The organism is Pelagovum sp. HNIBRBA483 (assembly GCF_040931995.1).
In the GTDB taxonomy this organism is placed as follows: domain Bacteria; phylum Pseudomonadota; class Alphaproteobacteria; order Rhodobacterales; family Rhodobacteraceae; genus JAEPMR01.
Genome location: NZ_CP162412.1, coordinates 520,290 through 541,743, shown reverse-complemented (window position 1 = coordinate 541,743; position 21,454 = coordinate 520,290). Strand labels below are relative to the sequence as shown.

The 21,454-nt window shown below is 57.1% G+C and carries 26 protein-coding genes; 10 read left to right on the top strand and 16 right to left on the bottom strand.

What is annotated here, in order from left to right; all coding sequences use genetic code 11:
* Positions 1-47: 47 nt before the first annotated feature.
* The 6 genes from AB1E42_RS02745 (at position 48) to AB1E42_RS02720 (ending at position 4,145) form a co-directional block, all read left to right on the top strand.
* On the top strand, positions 48-650 hold the full coding sequence (locus AB1E42_RS02745) for an SH3 domain-containing protein (protein WP_368345471.1): 603 nt from the start codon (positions 48-50) through the stop codon (positions 648-650).
* Between the two features lie 11 nt (positions 651-661).
* Complete coding sequence (locus AB1E42_RS02740; protein WP_368345470.1) at positions 662-1,489, top strand: SDR family oxidoreductase; 828 nt, start codon at positions 662-664, stop codon at positions 1,487-1,489.
* Positions 1,490-1,547: 58 nt separating this feature from the next.
* Positions 1,548-1,754 carry a twin transmembrane helix small protein gene (locus AB1E42_RS02735; protein WP_368345469.1) on the top strand — a complete coding sequence of 69 codons (207 nt, stop codon included), beginning with the start codon at positions 1,548-1,550 and terminating at the stop codon, positions 1,752-1,754.
* Position 1,755: 1 nt separating this feature from the next.
* Positions 1,756-2,328 carry a cob(I)yrinic acid a,c-diamide adenosyltransferase gene (locus AB1E42_RS02730; protein ID WP_368345468.1) on the top strand — a complete coding sequence of 191 codons (573 nt, stop codon included), beginning with the start codon at positions 1,756-1,758 and terminating at the stop codon, positions 2,326-2,328.
* Positions 2,329-2,460: 132 nt separating this feature from the next.
* Positions 2,461-3,219 (top strand): electron transfer flavoprotein subunit beta/FixA family protein, encoded by a 759-nt coding sequence (locus tag AB1E42_RS02725; RefSeq protein ID WP_368345467.1) that lies wholly within the window; start codon positions 2,461-2,463, stop codon positions 3,217-3,219.
* On the top strand, positions 3,219-4,145 hold the full coding sequence (locus AB1E42_RS02720; protein WP_368345466.1) for an FAD-binding protein: 927 nt from the start codon (positions 3,219-3,221) through the stop codon (positions 4,143-4,145). The genes AB1E42_RS02725 and AB1E42_RS02720 overlap by 1 nt, the downstream gene beginning before the upstream one ends.
* Here the strand turns inward: AB1E42_RS02720 and AB1E42_RS02715 are convergent.
* On the bottom strand, positions 4,129-5,028 hold the full coding sequence (locus AB1E42_RS02715) for a DUF6473 family protein (RefSeq protein WP_368345465.1): 900 nt from the start codon (positions 5,026-5,028) through the stop codon (positions 4,129-4,131). The genes AB1E42_RS02720 and AB1E42_RS02715 overlap by 17 nt on opposite strands.
* Positions 5,029-5,186: 158 nt before the next feature.
* On the opposite strand from AB1E42_RS02715, the gene AB1E42_RS02710 reads away from it, so the two are divergent.
* On the top strand, positions 5,187-6,062 hold the full coding sequence (locus tag AB1E42_RS02710) for a 3-hydroxybutyryl-CoA dehydrogenase (RefSeq protein WP_368345464.1): 876 nt from the start codon (positions 5,187-5,189) through the stop codon (positions 6,060-6,062).
* A 30-nt stretch (positions 6,063-6,092) separates the two neighbouring features.
* Here the strand turns inward: AB1E42_RS02710 and AB1E42_RS02705 are convergent, their stop codons facing one another.
* Genes AB1E42_RS02705 through AB1E42_RS02680 form a run of 6 tightly spaced genes read right to left on the bottom strand, consistent with a single transcriptional unit; the run spans position 6,093 to position 10,561 of the window.
* Entirely contained in the window at positions 6,093-6,362 is a 270-nt protein-coding gene (locus AB1E42_RS02705) for an HPr family phosphocarrier protein (RefSeq protein WP_368345463.1), read from the bottom strand.
* Entirely contained in the window at positions 6,359-6,766 is a 408-nt protein-coding gene (locus AB1E42_RS02700; RefSeq protein ID WP_368345462.1) for a PTS sugar transporter subunit IIA, read from the bottom strand. The genes AB1E42_RS02705 and AB1E42_RS02700 overlap by 4 nt, the downstream gene beginning before the upstream one ends.
* Complete coding sequence (gene rapZ / locus AB1E42_RS02695) at positions 6,763-7,665, bottom strand: RNase adapter RapZ (protein ID WP_368345461.1); 903 nt, start codon at positions 7,663-7,665, stop codon at positions 6,763-6,765. Before rapZ ends, AB1E42_RS02700 begins: the two co-directional genes overlap by 4 nt.
* 15 nt (positions 7,666-7,680) lie before the next feature.
* Complete coding sequence (locus AB1E42_RS02690) at positions 7,681-8,109, bottom strand: HPr kinase/phosphorylase (RefSeq protein WP_368345460.1); 429 nt, start codon at positions 8,107-8,109, stop codon at positions 7,681-7,683.
* A gap of 10 nt (positions 8,110-8,119) precedes the next feature.
* Positions 8,120-9,856 carry a sensor N-terminal transmembrane domain-containing protein gene (locus tag AB1E42_RS02685; RefSeq protein WP_368345459.1) on the bottom strand — a complete coding sequence of 579 codons (1,737 nt, stop codon included), beginning with the start codon at positions 9,854-9,856 and terminating at the stop codon, positions 8,120-8,122.
* A gap of 3 nt (positions 9,857-9,859) precedes the next feature.
* Entirely contained in the window at positions 9,860-10,561 is a 702-nt protein-coding gene (locus tag AB1E42_RS02680) for a response regulator transcription factor (RefSeq protein WP_368345458.1), read from the bottom strand.
* 296 nt (positions 10,562-10,857) lie between these two features.
* Here AB1E42_RS02680 and AB1E42_RS02675 point away from each other — a divergent pair, with 296 nt between their 5' ends.
* Positions 10,858-12,456 carry a phosphoenolpyruvate carboxykinase gene (locus AB1E42_RS02675; RefSeq protein WP_368345457.1) on the top strand — a complete coding sequence of 533 codons (1,599 nt, stop codon included), beginning with the start codon at positions 10,858-10,860 and terminating at the stop codon, positions 12,454-12,456.
* Between the two features lie 69 nt (positions 12,457-12,525).
* Here the strand turns inward: AB1E42_RS02675 and AB1E42_RS02670 are convergent, their stop codons facing one another.
* Positions 12,526-13,293, bottom strand: a complete 768-nt coding sequence (locus AB1E42_RS02670; protein WP_368345456.1) for a sulfite exporter TauE/SafE family protein — start codon at positions 13,291-13,293, stop codon at positions 12,526-12,528.
* A gap of 153 nt (positions 13,294-13,446) precedes the next feature.
* Here AB1E42_RS02670 and AB1E42_RS02665 point away from each other — a divergent pair, with 153 nt between their 5' ends.
* On the top strand, positions 13,447-15,126 hold the full coding sequence (locus tag AB1E42_RS02665) for an acyl-CoA dehydrogenase family protein (RefSeq protein ID WP_368345455.1): 1,680 nt from the start codon (positions 13,447-13,449) through the stop codon (positions 15,124-15,126).
* Between the two features lie 44 nt (positions 15,127-15,170).
* A complete protein-coding gene (locus AB1E42_RS02660; RefSeq protein ID WP_368345454.1) occupies positions 15,171-15,563 on the top strand; it encodes an META domain-containing protein in 393 nt (130 codons plus the stop codon).
* Here AB1E42_RS02660 and recO read toward each other — a convergent pair.
* The 8 genes from recO to AB1E42_RS02620 all read right to left on the bottom strand — a co-directional run bounded on the left by recO (position 15,560) and on the right by AB1E42_RS02620 (position 21,427).
* The gene (recO, locus tag AB1E42_RS02655) at positions 15,560-16,285 is read right to left on the bottom strand and encodes a DNA repair protein RecO (RefSeq protein ID WP_368346355.1); all 726 of its coding nucleotides are present in this window, start codon (positions 16,283-16,285) and stop codon (positions 15,560-15,562) included. The two genes, AB1E42_RS02660 and recO, sit on opposite strands and share 4 nt — an antisense overlap.
* Before the next feature lie 45 nt (positions 16,286-16,330).
* Positions 16,331-16,657 (bottom strand): DUF1491 family protein, encoded by a 327-nt coding sequence (locus AB1E42_RS02650; protein WP_368345453.1) that lies wholly within the window; start codon positions 16,655-16,657, stop codon positions 16,331-16,333.
* A complete protein-coding gene (era, locus tag AB1E42_RS02645; protein ID WP_368345452.1) occupies positions 16,654-17,562 on the bottom strand; it encodes a GTPase Era in 909 nt (302 codons plus the stop codon). Before era ends, AB1E42_RS02650 begins: the two co-directional genes overlap by 4 nt.
* Positions 17,563-17,608: 46 nt before the next feature.
* A complete protein-coding gene (gene rnc, locus AB1E42_RS02640; protein ID WP_368345451.1) occupies positions 17,609-18,298 on the bottom strand; it encodes a ribonuclease III in 690 nt (229 codons plus the stop codon).
* Entirely contained in the window at positions 18,295-19,338 is a 1,044-nt protein-coding gene (gene lepB / locus AB1E42_RS02635; RefSeq protein WP_368345450.1) for a signal peptidase I, read from the bottom strand. The genes rnc and lepB (AB1E42_RS02635) overlap by 4 nt, the downstream gene beginning before the upstream one ends.
* Before the next feature lie 13 nt (positions 19,339-19,351).
* Positions 19,352-20,200 (bottom strand): signal peptidase I, encoded by an 849-nt coding sequence (gene lepB, locus AB1E42_RS02630; protein ID WP_368345449.1) that lies wholly within the window; start codon positions 20,198-20,200, stop codon positions 19,352-19,354.
* Between the two features lie 70 nt (positions 20,201-20,270).
* Positions 20,271-20,678, bottom strand: a complete 408-nt coding sequence (acpS, locus tag AB1E42_RS02625; RefSeq protein WP_368345448.1) for a holo-ACP synthase — start codon at positions 20,676-20,678, stop codon at positions 20,271-20,273.
* 5 nt (positions 20,679-20,683) lie between these two features.
* Positions 20,684-21,427 (bottom strand): pyridoxine 5'-phosphate synthase, encoded by a 744-nt coding sequence (locus tag AB1E42_RS02620; RefSeq protein WP_368345447.1) that lies wholly within the window; start codon positions 21,425-21,427, stop codon positions 20,684-20,686.
* Positions 21,428-21,454 lie beyond the last annotated feature (27 nt).

The following is a 21,454-nucleotide window of genomic DNA, read 5'->3' as shown; positions in this document are numbered from 1 at the left end:
TTTCTCTATAAGGCAACGACGATTATTCTAGTCCGAAGGATCGAACCTTGCGTTTGTTCATCATTTTGACCTTCGTCAGCCTCGCGTTCGCATATTATGTGATGTCCGGCGGGGCGGATTTCGTTCCCGAAACGCAGCCTGTGCGCATAACGGATCGCCCCATCCCTGATCCGCTTCCAGTGCGGGAAACTGCCATCACCGATACCCCGACACCAACGGAAATCCGTATTGAAGACCCTGCGCCGATAGAAGCCACGCCGACGCCTGCTGCCGAAATCGCCGCTGCCACGGCAACTATCGACGTTCCCGAAGACCAATTGGAAACCAGCCCAGCATCACCGGATCTGTCGGAGATCCAATTCGACAGTCTGGCAGACGCACTCGCGGAATCGGTTGCGGACACCACCACAGCAGAAACCTCCGAACCGCAGCCCGAAGCCCCCACCCAAGAACAGAATATTCTTTTCGTCGGCGACTCGCGCCTCAATCTCCGCACCGGCCCCGGAACCGAAAACGCCGTCCTTGTCACCATGAATCCAGGAACTGAACTCCTGCTCCTCAGCACCGGAGATGAAGGCTGGGTTCAGGTCGAAATTAGCGACTCCGGCCTGCAAGGCTGGACGGCTGAAGAATTCTTGGTTTCACGCTAGAAAGCACCATAATGCAAAAACGCTCAATCCTGATCACCGGATGCTCTTCCGGCATCGGTTACGCCGCTGCGCACGATCTGCGCAATGCGGGCTGGCAGGTCTTTGCCAGCTGTCGAAAGCAAGCTGACTGCGACCGGCTCATTGCAGAAGGCTTCGACGCGCCGCTCATTGACTACACCGATCATGCAACCATCGAAGCAGGACTCGGAGAAGTCCTGGCCGCGACCGGCGGCACGCTGGATGCGGTCTTTAACAATGGCGCCTACGCGCTTCCCGGCGCGGTCGAAGATCTTCCGGTCGATGGCCTCCGTGCAATTTTCGAAACCAATTTTTTCGGCTGGCACGAGCTAACCCGCCGCGTCATCCCGATCATGCGGGCGCAGGGCCACGGCAGAATCGTGAATTGCTCCTCGATTCTTGGCTTCACTCCCTTCAGATGGCGCGGCGCATACGTCGCGACCAAATTCGCGCTCGAAGGATTGTCTGATGTTCTTCGCATCGAACTGCGCGGAACCGGGATCCATGTGGTGCTGATCGAGCCGGGTCCGATCACTTCAAGGATCCGGCAAAACGCCGCCCCCCATTTCGAACGCTGGATAGACTGGGAAAACTCCGCCCTCTCGCGACTCTACAGCAAACTGCGCCACCGCCTCTACGAGGATCGCGGGAAGGATCGATTCGAACTTCCTCCGTCGGCGGTCACCGCAAAACTCTTGAAAGCGCTCAATTCCCCTGCACCAAAGCCGCGCTATTTTGTCACGCTACCGACCTATGTAATGGGGGCGCTGAAGCGTATCCTGCCGACACGAACGTTCGATTGGCTCGTCGCGAAGGGCTAGCCCCTTCCCTTTGTGAAAGGGGCTGCTAGATCGGCGTTGAGAAAAAAAAGGAAATCCCATGGCTGACGATCCCCTCTTCTACGTCGTTGCCGTTGCTTGCCTCGGAGTGGCCGCCATCCTGATGTTTGGCATTGGCACCTTCGGCAAAGGCGGCGACTTCAACCGCAAATATGCAAACCGGATAATGCGTTGGCGCATCGGTGCACAATTCGTCGCCGTGATCCTGATATTGCTTTTCGTCTACATCCGGCGCCAAGGAGGATAAGATGGTTGTTCTGAACAAGATTTATACCAAAACCGGCGACGCTGGCGAAACAGCACTCGGCAACGGCACGCGTGTACCAAAGCAATCTCTCCGTGTTGAAACTTACGGTACAGTGGATGAAACGAACGCAACTGTCGGGATTGCCCGCCTCCATGCGGATAGTGACTTGGGCGCCAAATTAGCCGCGATTCAGAATGATCTTTTTGATCTCGGCGCAGATCTGTGCCGCCCCGACATGGATAAAGACGCCGAAGCACCCTACCCCGTTCTGCGAATGACCGATGCCCAAGTCGCGCGGCTCGAAGCTGAGATCGACGAAATGAATGACGCGCTTGAACCCCTGCGCAGCTTCATTCTGCCTGGCGGATCTGCATTGGCGGCACATCTGCACCTCTGCCGTACCGTCTCCCGGCGCGCTGAAAGACTGGCAACCGACCTCGCAACCCAAGAAGCCGTAAACTCGGCGGCCGTTAAGTACCTTAATCGACTTTCAGATTGGTTCTTCGTCGCCGCGCGGATCGCAAATGATGACGGGCGGTCGGATATCCTTTGGGTTCCCGGAGCCAACAGATAAATTCGGCCCATTCAGGCAAACGTGGCGTCGGCGAACCTCGCCGCGTCGATTTTGCACTGTTTTCTCCTTTCGGGCCTTGCTAACACCTCCGCGAATGCTTTTGCGTCTGCAGAATTATAGGGAGTTACGCCGATGAAGGTCTTGGTACCTGTTAAGCGCGTGATCGACTACAACGTGAAAGTCCGTGTTAAGGCGGACGGATCGGGTGTTGATCTTGCCAATGTCAAAATGTCGATGAACCCGTTTGACGAGATTGCCGTTGAAGAGGCCATTCGTCTGAAAGAGGCTGGCAAGGCCGAAGAAGTGGTCGCGGTGTCGATCGGCGTGAAGCAGGCGCAGGAAACCCTCCGCACTGCACTCGCTATGGGTGCTGACCGCGCGATCCTCGTCGTTGCCACCGAAGACGTGCATCAGGACATCGAGCCGCTGGCGGTTGCGAAAATCCTCAAAGGTGTTGTCGACGCGGAGCAGCCCGGCCTTGTTCTCTGTGGCAAGCAGGCAATCGACAATGACATGAACGCCACCGGCCAGATGCTCTCTGCGCTTCTGGGCTGGTCGCAGGGCACCTTTGCCTCCGAGCTGGACGTTGACGGCGACAGCGCCAAGGTGACCCGCGAGGTCGATGGCGGCCTGCAAACGATCTCGGTCAAGATGCCTGCGATCATCACCGTAGACCTGCGCCTGAACGAGCCGCGCTATGCATCGCTTCCGAATATCATGAAGGCGAAGAAAAAGCCGCTCGATGAAAAGACACCAGCCGATTACGGCGTTGATGTTACGCCGCGCCTGACCATCGTCGGCACCAGCGAGCCCGAAGCACGCAAGGCGGGCGAGATCGTCGGCAGCGTCGATGAGCTTGTTGCGAAACTCAAAGAAGTGGGAGCTGTGTAATGTCTGTACTTCTTCTTGCCGAAGTGACCGATGGCGCGCTGGCAATGGATGCCACCGCCAAGGCCGTCACCGCCGCCAAAGCCATTGGCGATGTGACCCTCCTCTGCGCAGGGGCCACTGCTGCCGATGCCGCCAAGGAAGCTGCCACTATTGATGGCGTCTCCAAGGTTCTCGTCGCCGAAGACGCGATCTACGGCCACCGCCTTGCCGAGCCGACCGCCGCTTTGCTCGTCGCGCTTGCGGATGATTACACGCACATCGTCGCGCCTGCGACGACAGACGCCAAGAACATCCTGCCGCGCGTTGCGGCGCTTCTGGATGTGATGGTGATCTCCGATGTCTCCGCCGTTGTGGATGCCGAGACCTTCGAGCGTCCGATCTATGCAGGCAACGCGATCCAGACCGTCAAATCGACCGATGCGAAGAAGGTTGTCTCTTTCCGTACCTCGACCTTTGACGCTGCCGGCACCGGCAACGCCGCACCTGTGGAGGCCATTGCCACCGTCGCTGATCCGGCGCTGAGCGCATGGATCGAAGACCGTGTCGCTGCCAGCGACCGCCCCGAGCTGACCTCGGCGGGCGTCGTGGTTTCCGGTGGCCGTGGCGTCGGTTCCAAGGACGACTTCGCGATCATCGAGAAGCTCGCTGACAAGCTCGGCGCCGCCGTTGGTGCCTCCCGCGCCGCCGTCGACTCGGGCTTTGCCCCGAACGACTGGCAGGTTGGCCAGACCGGCAAGGTGGTTGCACCCGATCTTTATGTCGCAGTCGGCATCTCAGGTGCTATTCAGCACCTTGCTGGCATGAAGGACTCGAAGATCATCGTCGCAATCAACAAGGACGAAGAAGCCCCGATCTTCCAGGTGGCCGATTATGGCCTCGTGGCAGACCTCTTCGACGCCCTGCCGGAGCTTACCGAGAAGCTTTGATCTGATCATCGATTTGTAATTCTGAAGGCCCGTCATCTTGGCGGGCCTTCTTTTTTTCCAACAATGCCTCAATCTCTGGGAGAAGTGCGTCGGCCGCGGCACTATGTGCAGCCTCGTCCAGATCCTCGCCTGGGACGGAACTGTCACGCAATGAAAGGAACGGGCGCTTCAACCGCGGTTTCCCGACCGGCGGCGCAATCTCAACAAACCCGTCCGCATGATGCGCCACCGCCTGAACCATCGAGCGCGTGACGAACAGCGGATCGCGCGACATCGGATCGCGTAACAGATCCCAAGGTTGATCGCTCAACGGCCTGTCGGAAAGCCAGTAAAGCAGCACCGGTGCCTCAATCTCACGGATCAAGGCCCGCAATCGCGCGACCCAAGCCTGTCTCAATTCCTCAACAACAGTTTCAAACCTTTCATATGACACGCTGTATAACGCGCCAAGCAAATGGCGGGTGAACGTGAACTCAGAAAAATCCACCTCGCTATACAACGCTGAAAGCACGGTTGACGGGGCAACAAGCCTGTCATTGCGCCTCGGATGCACGCGGTAGAACCTGTTTGAGGTGTTTTGCGCCCCTACTATCTGAATTAGGCAAATCCGTGCAGAAGAGGCGGCCTCCAGCACGGACGCCTCGCGCATGAAGGCGTCCCAACCCGCGTTGCGAACCCCAAAATTCGCCACGGTCATCCCTGTGGCGGCACTCAAATGCGCGGTGACCGGACGCTCAATCTCGCGCCCATATGTCTGCGACCCACCGAGGCAAACAAGATAGTTTTCCGTCGCCGAAAGGCCCTCTCTGAGCTCCAACCGGGTTCGTCCGAAAATTCCCAAATCCTTCATTTGGACAAATCTGTCCAGCGCCACATGTTCCATGTGTCCCACCTTTTTTCACTCACCAAGGGGGAGAATTGGCGGGAAAACCTTCCAACCTGTTAAAGTTCCATTTTGTAACGAACTTTCAAAGGTCATCGCCCTTGAAGGGTAGGCTAGCTGCGCCTAATGTGCGGGTGCAGCATGAAAGGTTGATCGTCATGGAAATCCAGAACGTCGGTATTGTCGGCGCGGGGCAGATGGGCAATGGCATCGCGCATGTATTTGCGCTCGCAGGTTTCAACGTCACCATGACGGACATAAGCGAACAAGCGCTTCAAAACGCATTGGCGCTGATCACCCGAAATCTCGACCGTCAGGTTTCAAGGGATCTGATTACAGAGGCTGAAAAAACGGGCGCTTTGAATCGAATCAAAACTACGCCTGTTCTGACTGATCTAGGCCCCAATGACTTGATCATCGAAGCCGCAACTGAGCGCGAAACAATCAAAACTGCGATCTTCGAAGACCTGCTACCTCATATCAAACCCGAGACGATCCTCACCACCAACACCTCGTCGATATCGATCACCCGTCTTGCCAGCCGTACGGACCGGCCGGAAAAGTTCATGGGCTTCCATTTCATGAACCCTGTTCCAGTGATGCAACTGGTTGAGCTGATCCGCGGAATCGCCACCGATGATGCAACCGCTAAGGCCTGTCATGCCGTGGTCGAGCGGCTCGGAAAAACCGCATCTTCATCAGAGGATTTCCCCGCATTCATCGTCAACCGCATCCTGATGCCCATGATCAACGAAGCGGTCTACGCACTGTACGAGGGGGTCGGTTCAGTAGCCTCTATCGACACGTCCATGAAACTCGGCGCCAACCATCCGATGGGGCCGCTGGAACTGGCCGATTTCATCGGTCTGGATACCTGCCTTGCGATCATGAACGTTCTACATGACGGTCTTGCAGACACGAAATACCGTCCCTGCCCGCTGCTGACAAAATATGTCGAAGCCGGATGGCTGGGTCGTAAAACTCAACGTGGTTTCTATGACTACCGCGGTGATATGCCCGTCCCCACGCGCTAGATCGTGCTGGCAGCGGGTTAAAACGCTAGGTCAGTTTTCTTCGTCGAATTTGTTCGCCACCAATGCGGCAATCGCCTCCATTAAGGCCTCAGCATCGTTTCCGGCGGTCGAGACCTCTATTTTGCTACCTTTTGAGGCCGCCAACATCAAAAGCCCCATGATGCTGTCCCCCCCAGTGGACAAACCATCTTTGGAGACAGTCGCAGAGGCATCGAATTGTTCAACCAATTCCGACAATTTCGCTGACGCACGCGCGTGTAGCCCTTTGATATTCACAATCTCTAATTCGCGCGAGTTCATGATTGAAAACCCATGTCTGATGAAACGGTATGGCTGTTAATATACTTCCGCCCTGCAACAAGCGCGGCTTCAACGGCATCAGGTACGGATTTGCTCCGGCACTTTGCCAGCTTGATCAACATGGGAAGGTTCATGCCGTAAAGAATACGACGATTAGCTAGACTGCATGCACGCAGCGAGAGGTTTGATGGAGAACCGCCAAAGATATCAGTAACAATGACCACACCATCTCCGGTGTCGACTGTGTCAGCCGCGTTGCAAATTTCGTCTTGCTTGACCGCGCGATCATCGTCCGGAGCGATGGCAATAGCCTGTATGCCCGGCTGTACGCCCACAACATGCTCGATAGCCGCTAGGTATTCCCGCGCCAATCCGCCATGGGCAACAATCACGATCCCAATCACGAAGAAGGTCCCCTCTTGCTCAACGGTTCCTCGATCATTCTTTCTAGCTCTCGGTGCCTCTTAGACACCTGCCACCCTTTTTCTGCAAGGGCGCGATAGACAGTTTCGAGCATCATAACCGACCGATGTTTCCCGCCCGTACAGCCAAAGCCAACCGAAAGGTGGGTTTTTCCCTCCTCTTGGAATGCCGGAAGCAACGTCTCCATCAGCCCTAGGACATGGCCTTCAAAAGGTGCGAACCTTTCATCTAGGCGCACAAAATCCGCAACCTGATCATCCCGTCCGTCCTTTTCACGCAGCATAGGATCCCAGTGAGGATTACGCAGGAAACGACAGTCAAAAACCATATCAAGCCCGCTCGGGAGGCCGCGCTTGAAGGAGAAAGAATGTAGCGTCACCCCCATGATCGCGTTGCCTTCGTTCCCGAACCAGCGCAACAGCTCATCCCGCAGGTCATGCGGCGTCATCTGCGTCGTATCGATGACAAAGTCAGCGCGCTCTCGAACCGGCGGTAGCAATTGCATTTCGCGGCGAATCCCCACGACTGGCGCATCTTCCGGTGCCAATGGATGCCGCCGCCGTGTTTCCGAGAACCGCGCAACAAGCCTGTCCTCGGCACAATCCAGAAACAGCAGTTGAGGATCATACCGCGTATCATCCTCAAGATGCTTCAGAACCGACAACAGCCCATCAACATTGAAATCACGATTACGTACGTCGATGCCGAGGACCAAAGGCCGCGCCAACGGCTTTCCGGTTAGCAGCGCATCAATCAGGCTGAGGGGGAAGTTATCGAGCGCCTCATAGCCCAAATCCTCCAGCGCATTCACGGTCGTCGACCTCCCGGCACCGGATGGTCCCGTGACAAAAAGTACGCGCTGGGTTTGTTCTTGATCCACGCTGCTCTCGAGTTCTCAAACGCCTAGGTTCCGACCATAAAGAATGTAGTGCCGGATTGAAGCCGCGAAAGCGCTTCCTGCACCTTTGTACAGTAACGTCACTTTCTGCCCTGCTAGTTCTGTCGTTCGCAATGGCGGCAGCCTTTCTTGCTCCGCCTTTGAAAGATCAACCACCAGCGTGATGGTGCATTCTTCTTCGAATGGAGCATTCAGAATGCCAATATGGCGCGCTTCGATCAAACCGCGCAGCGTATCGGGGCATCGCGCGACAATCCGTTCACCTTCTCGAACCACGATTGTTCTGTCATCGGCCACAAGCTTGGCACCGAGGGATATCAATTCGATCGCCAGCGCGGTTTTCCCCGATCCGGAGGGCCCACGAATGAGCACTCCTTTACCGTCGATCGCGACTGTTGTGGCATGTATCGGGCTGGGTTCGGGCATCGTGCGCCCGCTAAATCGGAAGTCCGACAACAAACCGCGCGCCCAGCGGGTCAGAACCCGGGTCCGCTTCGGTCGGGCGGATGTTTTCAGCCCAAATCACACCGCCATGCGCTTCCACAATTTGCTTGGAAATCGCGAGCCCAAGGCCCGAGTTATTGCCGAACTGTTTTTCCGGCCGCTCCGAGTAAAAACGCTTGAATATCTTGGACAGTGCCTCGTCCGGAATACCCGGTCCGGTATCCTCAACCACCACCAGAATGCGGTTGTCTCGCTTTCGAGCCCAAACGCGAATTGCGTCGCCATCCTCGCAAAACGAAATGGCGTTGGTTATCAGGTTGACGAAAACCTGCGCCAGCCGCCCTTCCAATCCCGTGAACATCAACGGTTCTAAGGGCATATCCGTGATGAACTCAATACCCTTCTCTTGCGCCTCACGGCCAAGGAACTCATTGATGTTGCCGATCATCTTCAGCAAGTTGAACTGTTCTTCTTCTTCCTTAACCAATTCACTGTCCAATCGCGACGCATTGGAAATGTCACTTACCAATCTATCCAACCGCCGCACATCATGCTCGATAATTTCGAGCATTTTTTCTCGTTGGTCTTCTCGTTTGGCGACCCGCATCGTCCCCACAGCGGACCGCAATGATGCTAGGGGGTTCTTGATCTCATGCGCCACATCAGCTGCAAACTGTTCGTTCCCATCAATCCGCTCATAAAGCGCCGCTACCATGCCGCGCAGCGCGGCCGACAGCCGCCCTATTTCGTCCGGTCGTGCGGTCAGGTCAGGTATCCTGATCCGGCTGGGTGACATTTTCCGCGCATTTTTGTCCCGCCCTAATTCTGCAGCGGCAGCAAGGTCCGCCAGCGGGTTTGCGATGGTTGAAGCCAATATCAAACTGAGCCCGATTGATACCACAATCCCGACCACGAACATCTGCAAAATGATTTCGCGCTCACGTCGGAAAAGCGAATCGACCTCCCCCGCCGCCGAGACGACAGAGACGACCCCAACCGGCGCACCGGACAACTGAATAGGCGTCGAAACGAGGAATACCGCGCCCCCAGCCGCATCGAGGTCGGTGCGAGCTTGGGTACCCAGAGACATCGCCAATTCGAGCACCGAACGCGCTTCTTCTTCCCGCATGACGCGGGTTTTGGGCTCACTCCCCTGCGAGATCAACCCAATGATGCGCTCCCACCCTGAGTTGAGAAGATCAGTGATAAAGGTGCCGCCGTCGTCGATCGATAGGCCGCCTACCTCGCCGCTGACAGGCGCCCGACGGGTCGCAACCAGCGTTCCAGCCCTGTCAAAAACAAAGACCTCGACACCATCACGCAGATCGAGCCCGTCTAGAATACGCCTGACATCAACCTCCGCCGCCGCAGCAAGTTCAGCCGCTCCATTTGCCGGCAGTTGCACCTCGAAAACATCTGCGATCAGCTCCGCTTCGTTAACCAAGCCTTTGGCCCGCTGGAACGCGAGGTTGTCGCGTGAGGGGGTCAGTAAAAGCACACCCGCCACCAAAATGATCATCCCCAACAAATTAAAGGTGATGATCTTTCGCGCCAGCGGCGACCTATTGAGCGTGATAAGCCCCCGTCGGTTTCTCTGCGATTGCAGCTCTTTGTCATGGGTACGATCAGGCGAGACAAAGTCCTCACCAAGCGCAACATTGGGCGATTTCCGCGCCGCGCTGCGGACGGACTTCAAATCCCGAACGTCGATCTTGGGTGCGATCGTCATCCCCTATTCTTCGTTGTACCTGTATCCGATACCATAAAGCGTCTCGATTGCCGAAAATTCGTCGTCCGCTTGACGCATCTTTTTACGCAGCCGCTTGATATGGCTGTCGATCGTCCGGTCATCTACATAGACCTGATCATCGTAAGCGACGTCCATCAACTGATCGCGGCTCTTCACGAATCCGGGGCGTTGCGCAAGCGCCTGAAGTAGAAGGAACTCTGTCACTGTGAGAGAAACATCCCTACCCTTCCACTTCACCGCATGGCGAAGCGGGTCCATGGTCAGATCGCCCCGCGTCATGACCTTTGCATCTTCCGCAGGTTCGCCCCCATCCCCTGCAATCACCTCCTGACGGCGCAGCAGCGCGCGGATGCGTTCAACCAGAAGGCGTTGACTGAACGGCTTCTTGACGTAGTCATCCGCGCCCATTCGCAGGCCCAAAACTTCGTCAATCTCGTCGTCCTTTGAGGTCAGGAAAATGACCGGCATCGACGTCTTTTGCCGCAGCCGCTGCAAAAGGTCCATGCCATCCATTCGTGGCATTTTGATATCAAGAACCGCCATATCAGGCAGTTTCTTGTTAAACGCATCAAGCGCAGCCTGTCCGTCGTTATACGTCTGGACCTCGAAACCTTCGGCTTCCAAAGTCATTGATACGGAAGAAAGAATATTGCGGTCATCGTCGACCAAAGCGATCTTGTGCATGGGCTTGAACCCCTTATTGCTCGTTTAATGCCTGCCAATTTTTCCAGTGATTCTCGCCTTTTTGGCGAATCGAATCAATCACAATCTCGCGTGACCCCAGCATTGAGTCGTTCGAGTGGTAAAAAATGCCTCAATAATGACTTTTTTGCCGCAGGGCTGAACGGCATCCCATATTGGTTGCGCTAACACGCAATTGGTTGCGCTAACTGCGACAACCGGTTCTTTTCTTAAAGAAAATCATGATGCTATGTGAACCCACGGAACCGAGTTGGCGGTTCACTATCAGGAGACAGACAATGGAAACCGGACGGGTCAACCCCACCATGAAGCTTGAGAACCAAGGCATCACGGGGCTCGGTTATGTCTATTACAACCTGATCGAGCCGGATTTGATGAGCGAAGCCGTCAAGAACGGCGAAGGCGAAATTGGCCAAGGCGGAACGTTTCTCGTCTCCACAGGCAAGTTCACCGGACGCTCTCCCAAAGACAAACACGTTGTTCGCACCTCAAGCACCGAAAACACCATCTGGTGGGATAACAATGCCCCGATGGAGGCGGATGCATTCGACCGCCTTTACGATGACATGATCGCCCACATGGGTGGCGGCAAATTCTATGTGCAAGATTTGTTCGGCGGTGCTGACCCCGCTCACCGGCTAGACGTCCGTGTAGTCACGGAACTGGCTTGGCACGGCTTGTTCATCCGTCACTTGCTGCGCAGGCCCGAGCGCGAGGAACTCAATTCCTTCACCCCGGATTTCACGATCATCAACTGCCCCTCCTTCAAGGCAGACCCCGAGAAGCACGGCTGCCGCAGCGACACGGTCATCGCGCTGAATTTTGACCGCAAGCTCATCCTTATCGGTGGCACCGAATACGCGGGTGAGAACAAGAAGTCGGTCTTCTCCCTACTCAACTACCTGTTGCCAGAGAAGGGCATCATGCCGATGCACTGCTCGGCCAACCACGCAGTGGGCAACCCTGTTGATACAGCGGTATTCTTCGGCCTTTCTGGAACCGGTAAGACAACACTCTCCGCAGATCCGGGCCGCGTGCTAATCGGTGACGACGAACACGGCTGGTCCGAGCGTGGCACTTTCAACTTCGAAGGCGGCTGCTACGCCAAGACCATCGGCCTCGACCCAGAGGCAGAACCTGAAATCTATGCCACTACCCAGAAGTTCGGCACCGTGATCGAAAACATGGTCTACGATGCCGAAACGAAGGAACTGGATTTCAACGACACCAGCCTGACCGCGAACATGCGGTGCGCCTACCCGCTGGAATACATCTCCAACGCATCCAGCACTGCCCTCGGTGGCCACCCGAAGAACATCATCATGCTCACCTGTGATGCTTTCGGTGTCTTGCCTCCGATCGCGCGGCTCACGCCAGCTCAGGCGATGTATCACTTCCTGTCGGGCTTCACCTCCAAGGTCGCAGGAACCGAGCGTGGCGTAACAGAGCCTGAGCCCACCTTCTCAACTTGTTTCGGCGCCCCCTTCATGCCGCGCCGTCCCGAGGAATACGGCAAGCTGCTTCAAGAGAAGATCGCGGCCCACGGCGCGACCTGCTGGCTGGTCAACACAGGCTGGACCGGCGGCGCCTATGGAACCGGATCGCGGATGCCGATCAAAGCAACCCGCGCCTTGCTTTCTGCGGCCCTCGACGGCTCCCTGACCGAGGCAACCTTCCGCAAAGACCCGAACTTCGGCTTTGATGTTCCAGTAACTGTTGCAGGCGTCGACAGCAGCCTCCTCGACCCGCGCAGCACTTGGGCAGACAAAGAAGCCTATGACAAACAAGCCACAAGACTGGTGGAAATGTTCGCAGAAAACTTCGAACAATACGTCCCCTACATCGACGAAGACGTAAAAGCAGCCGCGATAGGCTGAATCGTCTCGTCTTCAGGCAAAGTTCAAGGCCCCGCATCGCGCGGGGCCTTTTGCTTCATGGGTGGAAGCTCACCCCATTATTCCGCGGCGCAGAAGATTGGCCGCTGCGATCAGCAGCACGATCATTGTCACCTTACGAAAAGTCTGCTGATCAAAACGGTCATGCACCTTCAGCCCGACCGCCATCCCCAAGGTTGCAGGAATGATCAGCGCAAGCGAAAAGGGCGCGGTATCCCAGTTCAGAATGCCTGATTTGATATGCGCAACAACCAGCAAAACCGAACCAAGACCGTAAACAACACCCTGCACCCGCACATGTTCGATTTTCGGGATATCCAGCGCCGTAAGGTAAAGGATCGTCGGCGGGCCCCAGACACCAGACATACCGCCTGACAACCCTGCAATCGCCCCGACCGTTGTATCAACCGGCGTGGAGCGTCTTTGCAAGCGGGGGCGCCATCCCAGCAGCTGGAGCGAAACGAAAAGCAGAACCGGCGCGCCTATCACAATGAACATCAATTCGCGCTCCAACACGACGACAAGCTGTGCCCCAAGCGCGAGGGTGATCCCCCCCGCGATGAGGAAAATGCGAAACTGCACAATCGTTCGCCAAGCCTCTCGCGGCCCCTGCCGCCCTGCCTGATAGATGTTGGTGACGAGCGTCGGCAAAATAAGCCCCGCGAGCGCAAGATCCGGTGCAATAAACGTCGACATTCCCGAGATCATCAGGATCGGCATGGCAAACCCGACGATACCTTTCACCGTCCCTGCTACGAATGCGACGACACATGCGGCAAAGAAAAGCTGGACCGAAAGGGAAGCCAAGACCATATCCATGAGAATGATCTACCTTGATCACGCGATATGCGCAGCACCAATCTTCAATTTCAAGAAGTCATTTTGCTGCGCAAAAATAGGTTTATTTTGTATTTTTGTTGCGCTGCGGATGCAAAGCAATTATTGCTGCGGTAGCAAAAAGGAGTCTTCGCGATGGCACATGACGGACAGGATATGACGATGACCATTCCCACACAGCTTGATGACATCATTGCATTGTGCCGTGCTGCCGTCGCCCCTTGCGAAACGCTCCTCGAACAAGCGATCCAAACCCTTAGAAACGCGGTCACAAAAGACGGTCGCATCTCGTCCTCCGCGATTGAGCAGCATCAGTCTATGGCGCACGGCGTCGCGTGGCTCGCAACTTATGTCGAGTCGCTTCGGCAAATGGCAAACTGGGCCGAATCTCTCACCGAGGACGCACGCTTCGGCGAGATAGAGGGCCTGATCCTTCAAATCGGCTTTGGCGAGTACCTCAACCAGATCGTTGGTGGCATCCCCATGAGCCAAGGCGAGATCATGCGCCTCAATGATCTGGGCCTCGATGCTGCAAGCCTGCTTACCCCCGAGATCAACAGCCTCCGCATGAACGGCAATACACAAGCCGCCCGCGTACGGTTGGTCGCACTCATTCAGGAGCGCTCGGCAGAAACAACCTTCGGCGCAACTGGTCTTGATGAAGAGCTGGAAATGATCCGCGATCAATTCCGCCGCTACACCCAAGAGCGCGTCGCACCACACGCGCATGAGTGGCATCTCAACGACGAACTGATTCCAATGGAGATCATCGACGAACTTGCCGAAATGGGCGTCTTCGGCCTGACGATCCCCGAAGAGTTCGGCGGCCTCGGACTTTCCAAAGCATCTATGTGTGTCGTTTCAGAGGAACTGAGCCGCGGCTATATCGGCGTCGGCAGCCTCGGCACCCGCTCCGAAATCGCTGCCGAACTGATCATCGCCGGCGGCACGCAAGAGCAGAAAGAGAAGTGGCTCCCCGAGCTTGCCGCCGGCTCCAAACTTCCCACCGCCGTCTTCACCGAACCGAATACCGGCTCCGATCTCGGCGCCCTGCGCACCCGCGCGGTGAAGGATGAAAACGACGACTACAAGATCACCGGCAACAAGACATGGATCACACACGCGGCGCGTACCCATGTGATGACCCTTCTCGCCCGCACCGATCCCGAAACCTCCGACTATCGCGGCCTGTCGATGTTCCTCGCGGAAAAAACGCCCGGAACGGACGAAAACCCCTTCCCCACCGAGGGCATGACCGGAGGCGAGATTGAGGTCTTGGGCTATCGCGGCATGAAAGAATACGAACTTGGCTTCGACAATTTCCATGTCAAAGGCGAGAACCTCCTTGGCGGCGCAGAAGGCAAAGGCTTCAAACAACTTATGCAAACGTTCGAAAGCGCCCGCATCCAGACTGCGGCGCGGGCGATCGGTGTAGCGCAATCCGCGCTCGATATATCGCTGCAATACGCGCAAGATAGGAAGCAGTTCGGCAAGCCGCTGATCAACTTCCCCCGCGTTTCGGGCAAACTGGCGATGATGGCTGTTGAGCTGATGATTGCCCGCCAGCTGACCTACCACAGCGCCCGCGAGAAAGACGCCGACCGCCGCTGCGACCTTGAGGCAGGTATGGCAAAGCTTCTCGGCGCTCGGGTGGCATGGGCCGCCGCTGACAATGGCTTGCAAATCCACGGCGGCAATGGCTTCGCGCTGGAATATCAGATTTCCCGCATCCTCTGTGATGCACGCATTCTGAATATCTTCGAGGGCGCCGCCGAGATTCAGGCACAAGTGATCGCGCGCAGGCTCCTCGATTAAGCGAGGGACTGGCGCCGCGCGTCGTTCCGCCGCAGAATGTGGGGATGAAGTACTTCACCCTCTTAATCGCTCTCCTGCTCCTGGTGGGCTGCAACAAGGACGAAACCGCCGCCGCCTTCGCGGCGATGGAACGGGTGTTCCTCCTTGAGGAAATTGATGGGCAGCCCTTCCCATCAAAAGCCACTCTGCAATTCCCCGAACCGGGGCGGGTTGCCGGTTCCGCTCCATGTAACTCTTACTCCGGCCCGATCACTGTCCCCTATCCATGGTTCGAACTGGGTCCGCTTGCCGTCACCCGCCGCGCCTGTCCCGAACTGGCCGATGAAGCTGCATTCCTTCGCGCACTCCAAAGCATGACCCTCGCTGAAGCATCAGGCGACATCCTGATCCTCTCGAACACCGAAGATGGTAAAATGGTCTTCCGCGCGCAGGACTAGGCCAGCCGCCCGATCGCCGCAATCACCCTATGCCGCGCCTCCGGCAGGCTCTTTTTTCCCAAAGCCGCAAAGAGCTTGTGCTCCAGAAAATACCCCGTTGTTCCCAGCGCTTGAACGATTTCGTCAGGCGACCCGTCGCCTTCACCCTTCATCACCGGCGGTAACGGCAGCAACCGTGCTGCCCAGTCTCCAGCGCCCTGCGCACTAACAGCCCTCCCCGATTTGGGCGAGATATACGTCAGTTCCTCATTGATCCCCGTCGCAGCGCAGGCCGAAAGATCAAGACCGAAGCCCAGCTCCTCCAACAATGCCATTTCCCAGCGCAGATAGGCCAAGGGCCAGAGCGCTGTATCGCCCAACATGTCAAACAGTCCAACGGTCCGCCAATACAGCGCCGTATGGCTCTCCCGCTCAGGTAGCACAGATACCAGAAGTGACGCGACTGCGGCGACACCAGCCAAAGAGAGCCGATCCCCCATCGCCGCCGCCGAACGGCTCTTGATCAACTCGACCGAAAAGCTCCCGAGGTGATCCTCCAACCGCGCTTTCCATGTGAGATCAAGCTGCGCGCCTGTCTGCAAAACAGGCGCCAATTTGCGGCTCGCTCCACCACGCACAACACCGGCGTGCCGCCCTTTCTGCTCGGTCAACACTTCCACAATCGCCGCCGATTCCCCATGCGGGCGCGCCGAAAGCAAAATCCCCTGATCCCGCCACTCAATCATGTCCGCATCAGGCCATGCTTCGAAGCGGCAGACAAGCAGAGACTACTCAAGACCTTCTTCACCCAACAAGTGCCGTCCATCGCGGTCTTCCACCTCGATCACCCAAAGATCAGTGTCGAAACTGCGCTGTTTCTGGATCGAGGCATCCACCTCCGCCTCCGCCCCTTCAACAAGCACCATCCAAGTGCGCGCGCCGGTCATCAGGTCAACGCTTCTTTGAAAAGCCCGCGCTTGCCCGTCGAGCGTATTGAGCTTGACCAGAACGGCCCCTGCCGTCTTGTCACCCCGCGCCACCACAAAGGCAGGGATCGCCAACGCCCTCAGCCGCGCAAGATAGGCCGACACCCAGACATCAGCGGTTAACCTCAAGAATTACCATCCCTGAAGTCCAGCCCCATTTCGGAATATCGGTCAGCCTCTTCCAGCCAGTTCGGGCGCACCTTCACCTGAAGGAACAAATGCACCTTGCGCCCCAGAAACTCTTCAAGCTCTTCGCGCGCAGCCTTGGAGACAGCCTTCACCGTCTCCCCCTTCTTACCAAGGATGATGCCCTTATGCCCGTCGCGCGCCACATAGATCATCTGATCGATCCGCGCAGACCCGTCCCCCCGCTCTTCCCAGTTCTCCGTTTCGACGGTGAGCTGATAAGGCAGTTCTTGATGGAGCCGCAGCGTCAACTTCTCGCGGGTCATCTCCGCAGCAATCATCCGCAGTGGCAGATCCGCAATTTGGTCCTCGGGGTAGAACCACGGCCCTTCTGGCATTTCGTCGGCCAACCATTTCTTCAGATCGGCACAGCCATAGCCCTTTTCAGCCGAAATCATGAATGTCTTGGCAAAAGGATATGCCGCATTCAAATCCTCGGTCAGCTTCAACAACACCTCGCTTTGAACGCGGTCAATCTTGTTGATAGCCAAAGCGATCTTTGCCTTCCCAACCCGCTCCGACAACGCATCAAGGATTGCCTGCACACCGTCGGTAATGCCCCTATGCGCTTCAACCAACAACACCACGACATCAGCATCAGCCACACCGCTCCACGCCGCCGCGACCATCGCACGGTCCAAGCGTCTGCGTGGCCGAAACAGGCCCGGCGTATCGACGATAACAAGCTGCGCGTCACCTTCCAGTGCCACGCCACGAATGCGGGCGCGCGTCGTCTGCACCTTATGCGTCACGATCGAAACCTTGGCCCCGACCATCCAGTTCGTCAGGGTCGATTTCCCTGCATTGGGCTCGCCGATGAAGGCTACAAATCCGGCGCGTGTGGTCATAATCGGTCCATTCATTTTATCGCGTCAGGCAACAGGCGGTCATCGCCTATCCTGCGCTCTTTTCTAGCTTTGCGAGCATCGCACGGGCGGCCGCTTGTTCCGCCTGGCGTTTCGAGCCGGCACTGCCGGTTTCGGTTTCGCCATTTGCCAATTGCACGACGATCGTAAAGACAGGTTGATGATCAGGGCCAGAACGCGCGGTTTCAACATATTTCGGCGGCGGCTCGCCATTCGCCTGCACCCACTCCTGTAGGGCGGTTTTCGGATCTCTGGCGTCTTCCTCTACCGTCTCGATACGCGCGCCCCAAAGCCGCAGCACCAGCCGCCGCGCCGCCTCGAAACCAGCATCACGATAGACAGCGGCAATCGTCGCTTCCATCGCGTCACCCAAAAGCGCATCTTTCCGCCGGCCACCCGATTTCATTTCCGAGCGCCCAAGCTTCAGCACGGCACCCAGATCAATTTCTCTGGCCACAGCCGCGCATGTCTCTTTCCTGACGAGGGCGTTGAACCGCGGGGCAAGGATCCCCTCCGCTGCACCCATATCGGCTTCAAACAGCGCCTCAGCCATCACCAATCCCAAAACCCTGTCCCCAAGGAATTCCAGCCTTTGATTATTGTCACGATGTGGCGATGTCATCGAAGGATGCGTCAGCGCCCGCACCAGAAGCTCTGGGTTTTCAAATTGATGCCCCAACCGTTCGCAAAATGCCTGAAGCTCGCGTGACAACTTCATCGAACCCCCTCCAGAAACCGATCCCAGCGCAAGTTCCAGATGGCCCAGGGAGATGCCCCCTCCGTCGAAAACAGCACGCGCCGCACATGTCCGACAAGCGCGTCCTGCGGAACCAAACCAACACCGCCCGCCGCGCGCGCAATCCGGCTGTCGCTTGAATTGTCGCGGTTGTCTCCGAGGACAAGCACATGCCCCGCAGGCACGGTCATTTCGGTTGTCGTATCCAACGCGGTATCCCCGATGTTGAGCACCTCATGGCTTCGTCCTGAAGGCAGCCTTTCTGTAAACATCCGCTTTTCACAAAGCGCTCCCGTTCCGACCGCCCCATTATAGCACCGTGGGAACAGTCCCATAGACCCTTGTTTCACCATCGTCTCGGTAAAAAGTCCGGCATCTGTTTGCGGCAGCGCCTCCCCGTTAAGAAGAACCACAGCATCCGCCATCTGCACCCTGTCACCTGGCAGTCCAATAGCACGCTTCACCAGCATCTGACCGCGAACAGAACTGTAGAACACAATCACATCACCGCGCTCGGGCAAGCGCCGGTCAACAGTTGCAATAACGTAGTCCCCAACCAGTAGCGCCGGTTTCATGCTGCCGGTGGGGATCGTAAACGGTGTCCAGAACACGCGCGAGGCCATGAGAACCGCGAGGAAAATGGTCAATACGAACCCGACTGAACGCGCGGTCGATAGCTCGCTGGACGGGCGGGCGTAGCTCGGACCTTTGAACAGAAGGTAAAGCCAAAGCGGCACAGCGGTATATGGCACCAATGCTGCCCAAACCCACCAACCCGAGCGCCCGGTATCGTTCAGCCGCCGCAGGACATGCCCGATCTGCGGTATGGTCAGAATTCCAAGAACCAAGATCAGCAGGATATCCACCCAGCGCGGAAAACGGGTGTAGAGCTGACCCAAAAGAAATGCGGCTGATGGCGCCAGCGTCATAAAAAATACCACAAGCAACTGGAGCCGCCCTGTCCGGCCGCTCCAATCAAAGCCCGCAATAAACAGGCGCAGCGGATTAAGCGTCGCGCGCATGTCTGCCTCTACCCTAGTCAATCGGGTGGAAGAACCGGTCGCTCCGCCAAGTCCAGAATGCCAGCATGGACCTCCCCGCCGACGAGAACATCACCCGATCGGCACGCCCGACAATGTCTTCATACGGCACGAAACCGACGCCCCGGTTTTCCTGCGCCACACGGCTATCCGTCGAGTTGTCCCGATTATCACCCATGAAGAAGTAATGCCCTTCAGGCACGGTAAACACGCCGACATTGTCAGTCTCTCGGGTCATGAAATTCAAAACGGAATGCGATACTCCGTTCGGCAAAGTCTCAATGTACTTTTCTTTATAACAAATTTCACCCTCGGGTGCTCGGAGCCCACCCATGCAAATGGGGAACTGCCCCTGCGGCCCCTGCCGTTCGGAAAGTTCGCCAAATGCTCCATCCGGCACCAATCCGACCGCTTGGTCATTTATATGTAGAACACCATCGATCATCGCAATCCGATCACCGGGCATGCCGACCAACCGCTTGATGAAGTCCAACCCCGTCACCGGATGCCGGAATACGACGACATCTCCACGCTCCGGCTCGGAACCCAAAATCCGATCGTTATCACCCTTGAGGAAACCACAGAAATCCTCAGCGTCGATATCAATACCAATCGAGGGGAGCCGGATCGACGGACATGAGGCGTAGGAATAGCCGTAAGCCATCTTGTTGACGAAAAGGAAGTCACCGATCAACAACGTATCCTTCATGGAGCCGGAAGGGATCCAAAAAGGCTGGAAAAACAGAGTCCGGAAAACACCTGCGATCAACAGCGCATATACCACTGTTTTGACCGTTTCCTTGATGCTCGCCCAAACGCCACTCTCCGTGGTCTCTTCGCTCATCTTCTGGTTCCTTCTCGACTGCCTGCCGCTTCAATGGGGGCGCATCCGCTGCGAGTCAAGCAAGCGGCCCTTATTCCGTTACTATTGGCCGTGCTTCAATCACCACGAATGCTTGCGCCCAAGGGTGATCGTCGGTCAATGTGACATGGATAATGGCCTCATGTCCCGCAGGCGTCATGTCATCCAGCCGCTGCTTGGCCCAACCCGTCACATGCATCACGGGCTGACCCGTCCGCAAGTTACTGACGGCCATATCCTTCCACGCAATGCCCATGCGCAAACCGGTGCCAAGCGCCTTGGAGCAAGCCTCTTTCGCCGCCCAGCGCTTCGCATAGGTTCCCGCCACATCGCGGCGGCGCTCGGCCTTGCGCTGTTCCACTTCGGTAAAGACACGATTGCGAAACCGGTCGCCAAAGCGATCCAGCGTTCCTTCGATACGCTCAATATTCGCCAGATCAGTGCCAATGCCCAAAATCATGTGGATTACGCGCCCCGCGCCGCGTCCATCAAACGGCGCATTTCCGCAATCGCCGGTCCAAGCCCGCGAAAGATCGACTCGCCAATCAGGAAATGCCCGATATTCAGCTCCAATACTTCGGGAAGCGCCGCAATCGGCGGTACCGTCTCGTAAGAAAGCCCGTGCCCCGCATGAACTTCCAGCCCGAGCGAATGCGCGTATGCAGCCATTTCGGTGATCGCTTTCAACTCAGCGTCGCACGCATCGGTCCGCCCCTCGGCATGCGCGTCGCAATAGGCACCCGTGTGCAGTTCGACGACCGCCGCCCCGATACGCGCCGCCGCCGCAATCTGGGCCTCCTGCGCCCCGATAAAGATCGAAACGCGGCTTCCAGCGTCGCGCAGCGGTTCGATAAACCGCGCCAATCTGCTTTCCTCGCGCAGCACGTCAAGCCCGCCTTCCGTGGTGCGCTCTTCCCGTTTTTCCGGCACGATGCAAACTGCATGCGGTTTATGCCGCAATGCAATCGCCTGCATTTCGTCCGTGGCTGCCATCTCGAAGTTCAGCGGCACCCGCAAGCCAGCGACCAAGCGGTCGATATCCGCATCCGTAATATGGCGGCGATCCTCGCGCAAATGCGCAGTAATCCCGTCGGCGCCAGCCTCTTCCGCAAGCTGCGCCGCCCTCAGCGGGTCGGGTACCGCACCACCGCGCGCATTCCGCACCGTGGCAACATGATCAATATTCACACCCAGTCGCTGCTTGCTCATTCGAAACTCCATTATGAACCACGGATC

Excerpts from the sequence above, each read along its gene's own strand:
- AB1E42_RS02740 (WP_368345470.1), top strand. The coding sequence starts at position 662 with ATGCAAAAACGCTCAATCCTGATCACCGGATGCTCTTCCGGCATCGGT.
- AB1E42_RS02735 (WP_368345469.1), top strand. The coding sequence starts at position 1,548 with ATGGCTGACGATCCCCTCTTCTACGTCGTTGCCGTTGCTTGCCTCGGA.
- AB1E42_RS02730 (WP_368345468.1), top strand. The coding sequence starts at position 1,756 with ATGGTTGTTCTGAACAAGATTTATACCAAAACCGGCGACGCTGGCGAA.
- AB1E42_RS02725 (WP_368345467.1), top strand. The coding sequence starts at position 2,461 with ATGAAGGTCTTGGTACCTGTTAAGCGCGTGATCGACTACAACGTGAAA.
- AB1E42_RS02720 (WP_368345466.1), top strand. The coding sequence starts at position 3,219 with ATGTCTGTACTTCTTCTTGCCGAAGTGACCGATGGCGCGCTGGCAATG.
- AB1E42_RS02715 (WP_368345465.1), bottom strand. The coding sequence starts at position 5,028 with ATGGAACATGTGGCGCTGGACAGATTTGTCCAAATGAAGGATTTGGGA.
- AB1E42_RS02710 (WP_368345464.1), top strand. The coding sequence starts at position 5,187 with ATGGAAATCCAGAACGTCGGTATTGTCGGCGCGGGGCAGATGGGCAAT.
- AB1E42_RS02705 (WP_368345463.1), bottom strand. The coding sequence starts at position 6,362 with ATGAACTCGCGCGAATTAGAGATTGTGAATATCAAAGGGCTACACGCG.
- AB1E42_RS02690 (WP_368345460.1), bottom strand. The coding sequence starts at position 8,109 with ATGCCCGAACCCAGCCCGATACATGCCACAACAGTCGCGATCGACGGT.
- AB1E42_RS02685 (WP_368345459.1), bottom strand. The coding sequence starts at position 9,856 with ATGACGATCGCACCCAAGATCGACGTTCGGGATTTGAAGTCCGTCCGC.
- AB1E42_RS02680 (WP_368345458.1), bottom strand. The coding sequence starts at position 10,561 with ATGCACAAGATCGCTTTGGTCGACGATGACCGCAATATTCTTTCTTCC.
- AB1E42_RS02675 (WP_368345457.1), top strand. The coding sequence starts at position 10,858 with ATGGAAACCGGACGGGTCAACCCCACCATGAAGCTTGAGAACCAAGGC.
- AB1E42_RS02670 (WP_368345456.1), bottom strand. The coding sequence starts at position 13,293 with ATGGATATGGTCTTGGCTTCCCTTTCGGTCCAGCTTTTCTTTGCCGCA.
- AB1E42_RS02665 (WP_368345455.1), top strand. The coding sequence starts at position 13,447 with ATGGCACATGACGGACAGGATATGACGATGACCATTCCCACACAGCTT.
- AB1E42_RS02660 (WP_368345454.1), top strand. The coding sequence starts at position 15,171 with ATGAAGTACTTCACCCTCTTAATCGCTCTCCTGCTCCTGGTGGGCTGC.
- era (WP_368345452.1), bottom strand. The coding sequence starts at position 17,562 with ATGACCACACGCGCCGGATTTGTAGCCTTCATCGGCGAGCCCAATGCA.
- rnc (WP_368345451.1), bottom strand. The coding sequence starts at position 18,298 with ATGAAGTTGTCACGCGAGCTTCAGGCATTTTGCGAACGGTTGGGGCAT.
- lepB (WP_368345450.1), bottom strand. The coding sequence starts at position 19,338 with ATGCGCGCGACGCTTAATCCGCTGCGCCTGTTTATTGCGGGCTTTGAT.
- lepB (WP_368345449.1), bottom strand. The coding sequence starts at position 20,200 with ATGAGCGAAGAGACCACGGAGAGTGGCGTTTGGGCGAGCATCAAGGAA.
- acpS (WP_368345448.1), bottom strand. The coding sequence starts at position 20,678 with ATGATTTTGGGCATTGGCACTGATCTGGCGAATATTGAGCGTATCGAA.
- AB1E42_RS02620 (WP_368345447.1), bottom strand. The coding sequence starts at position 21,427 with ATGAGCAAGCAGCGACTGGGTGTGAATATTGATCATGTTGCCACGGTG.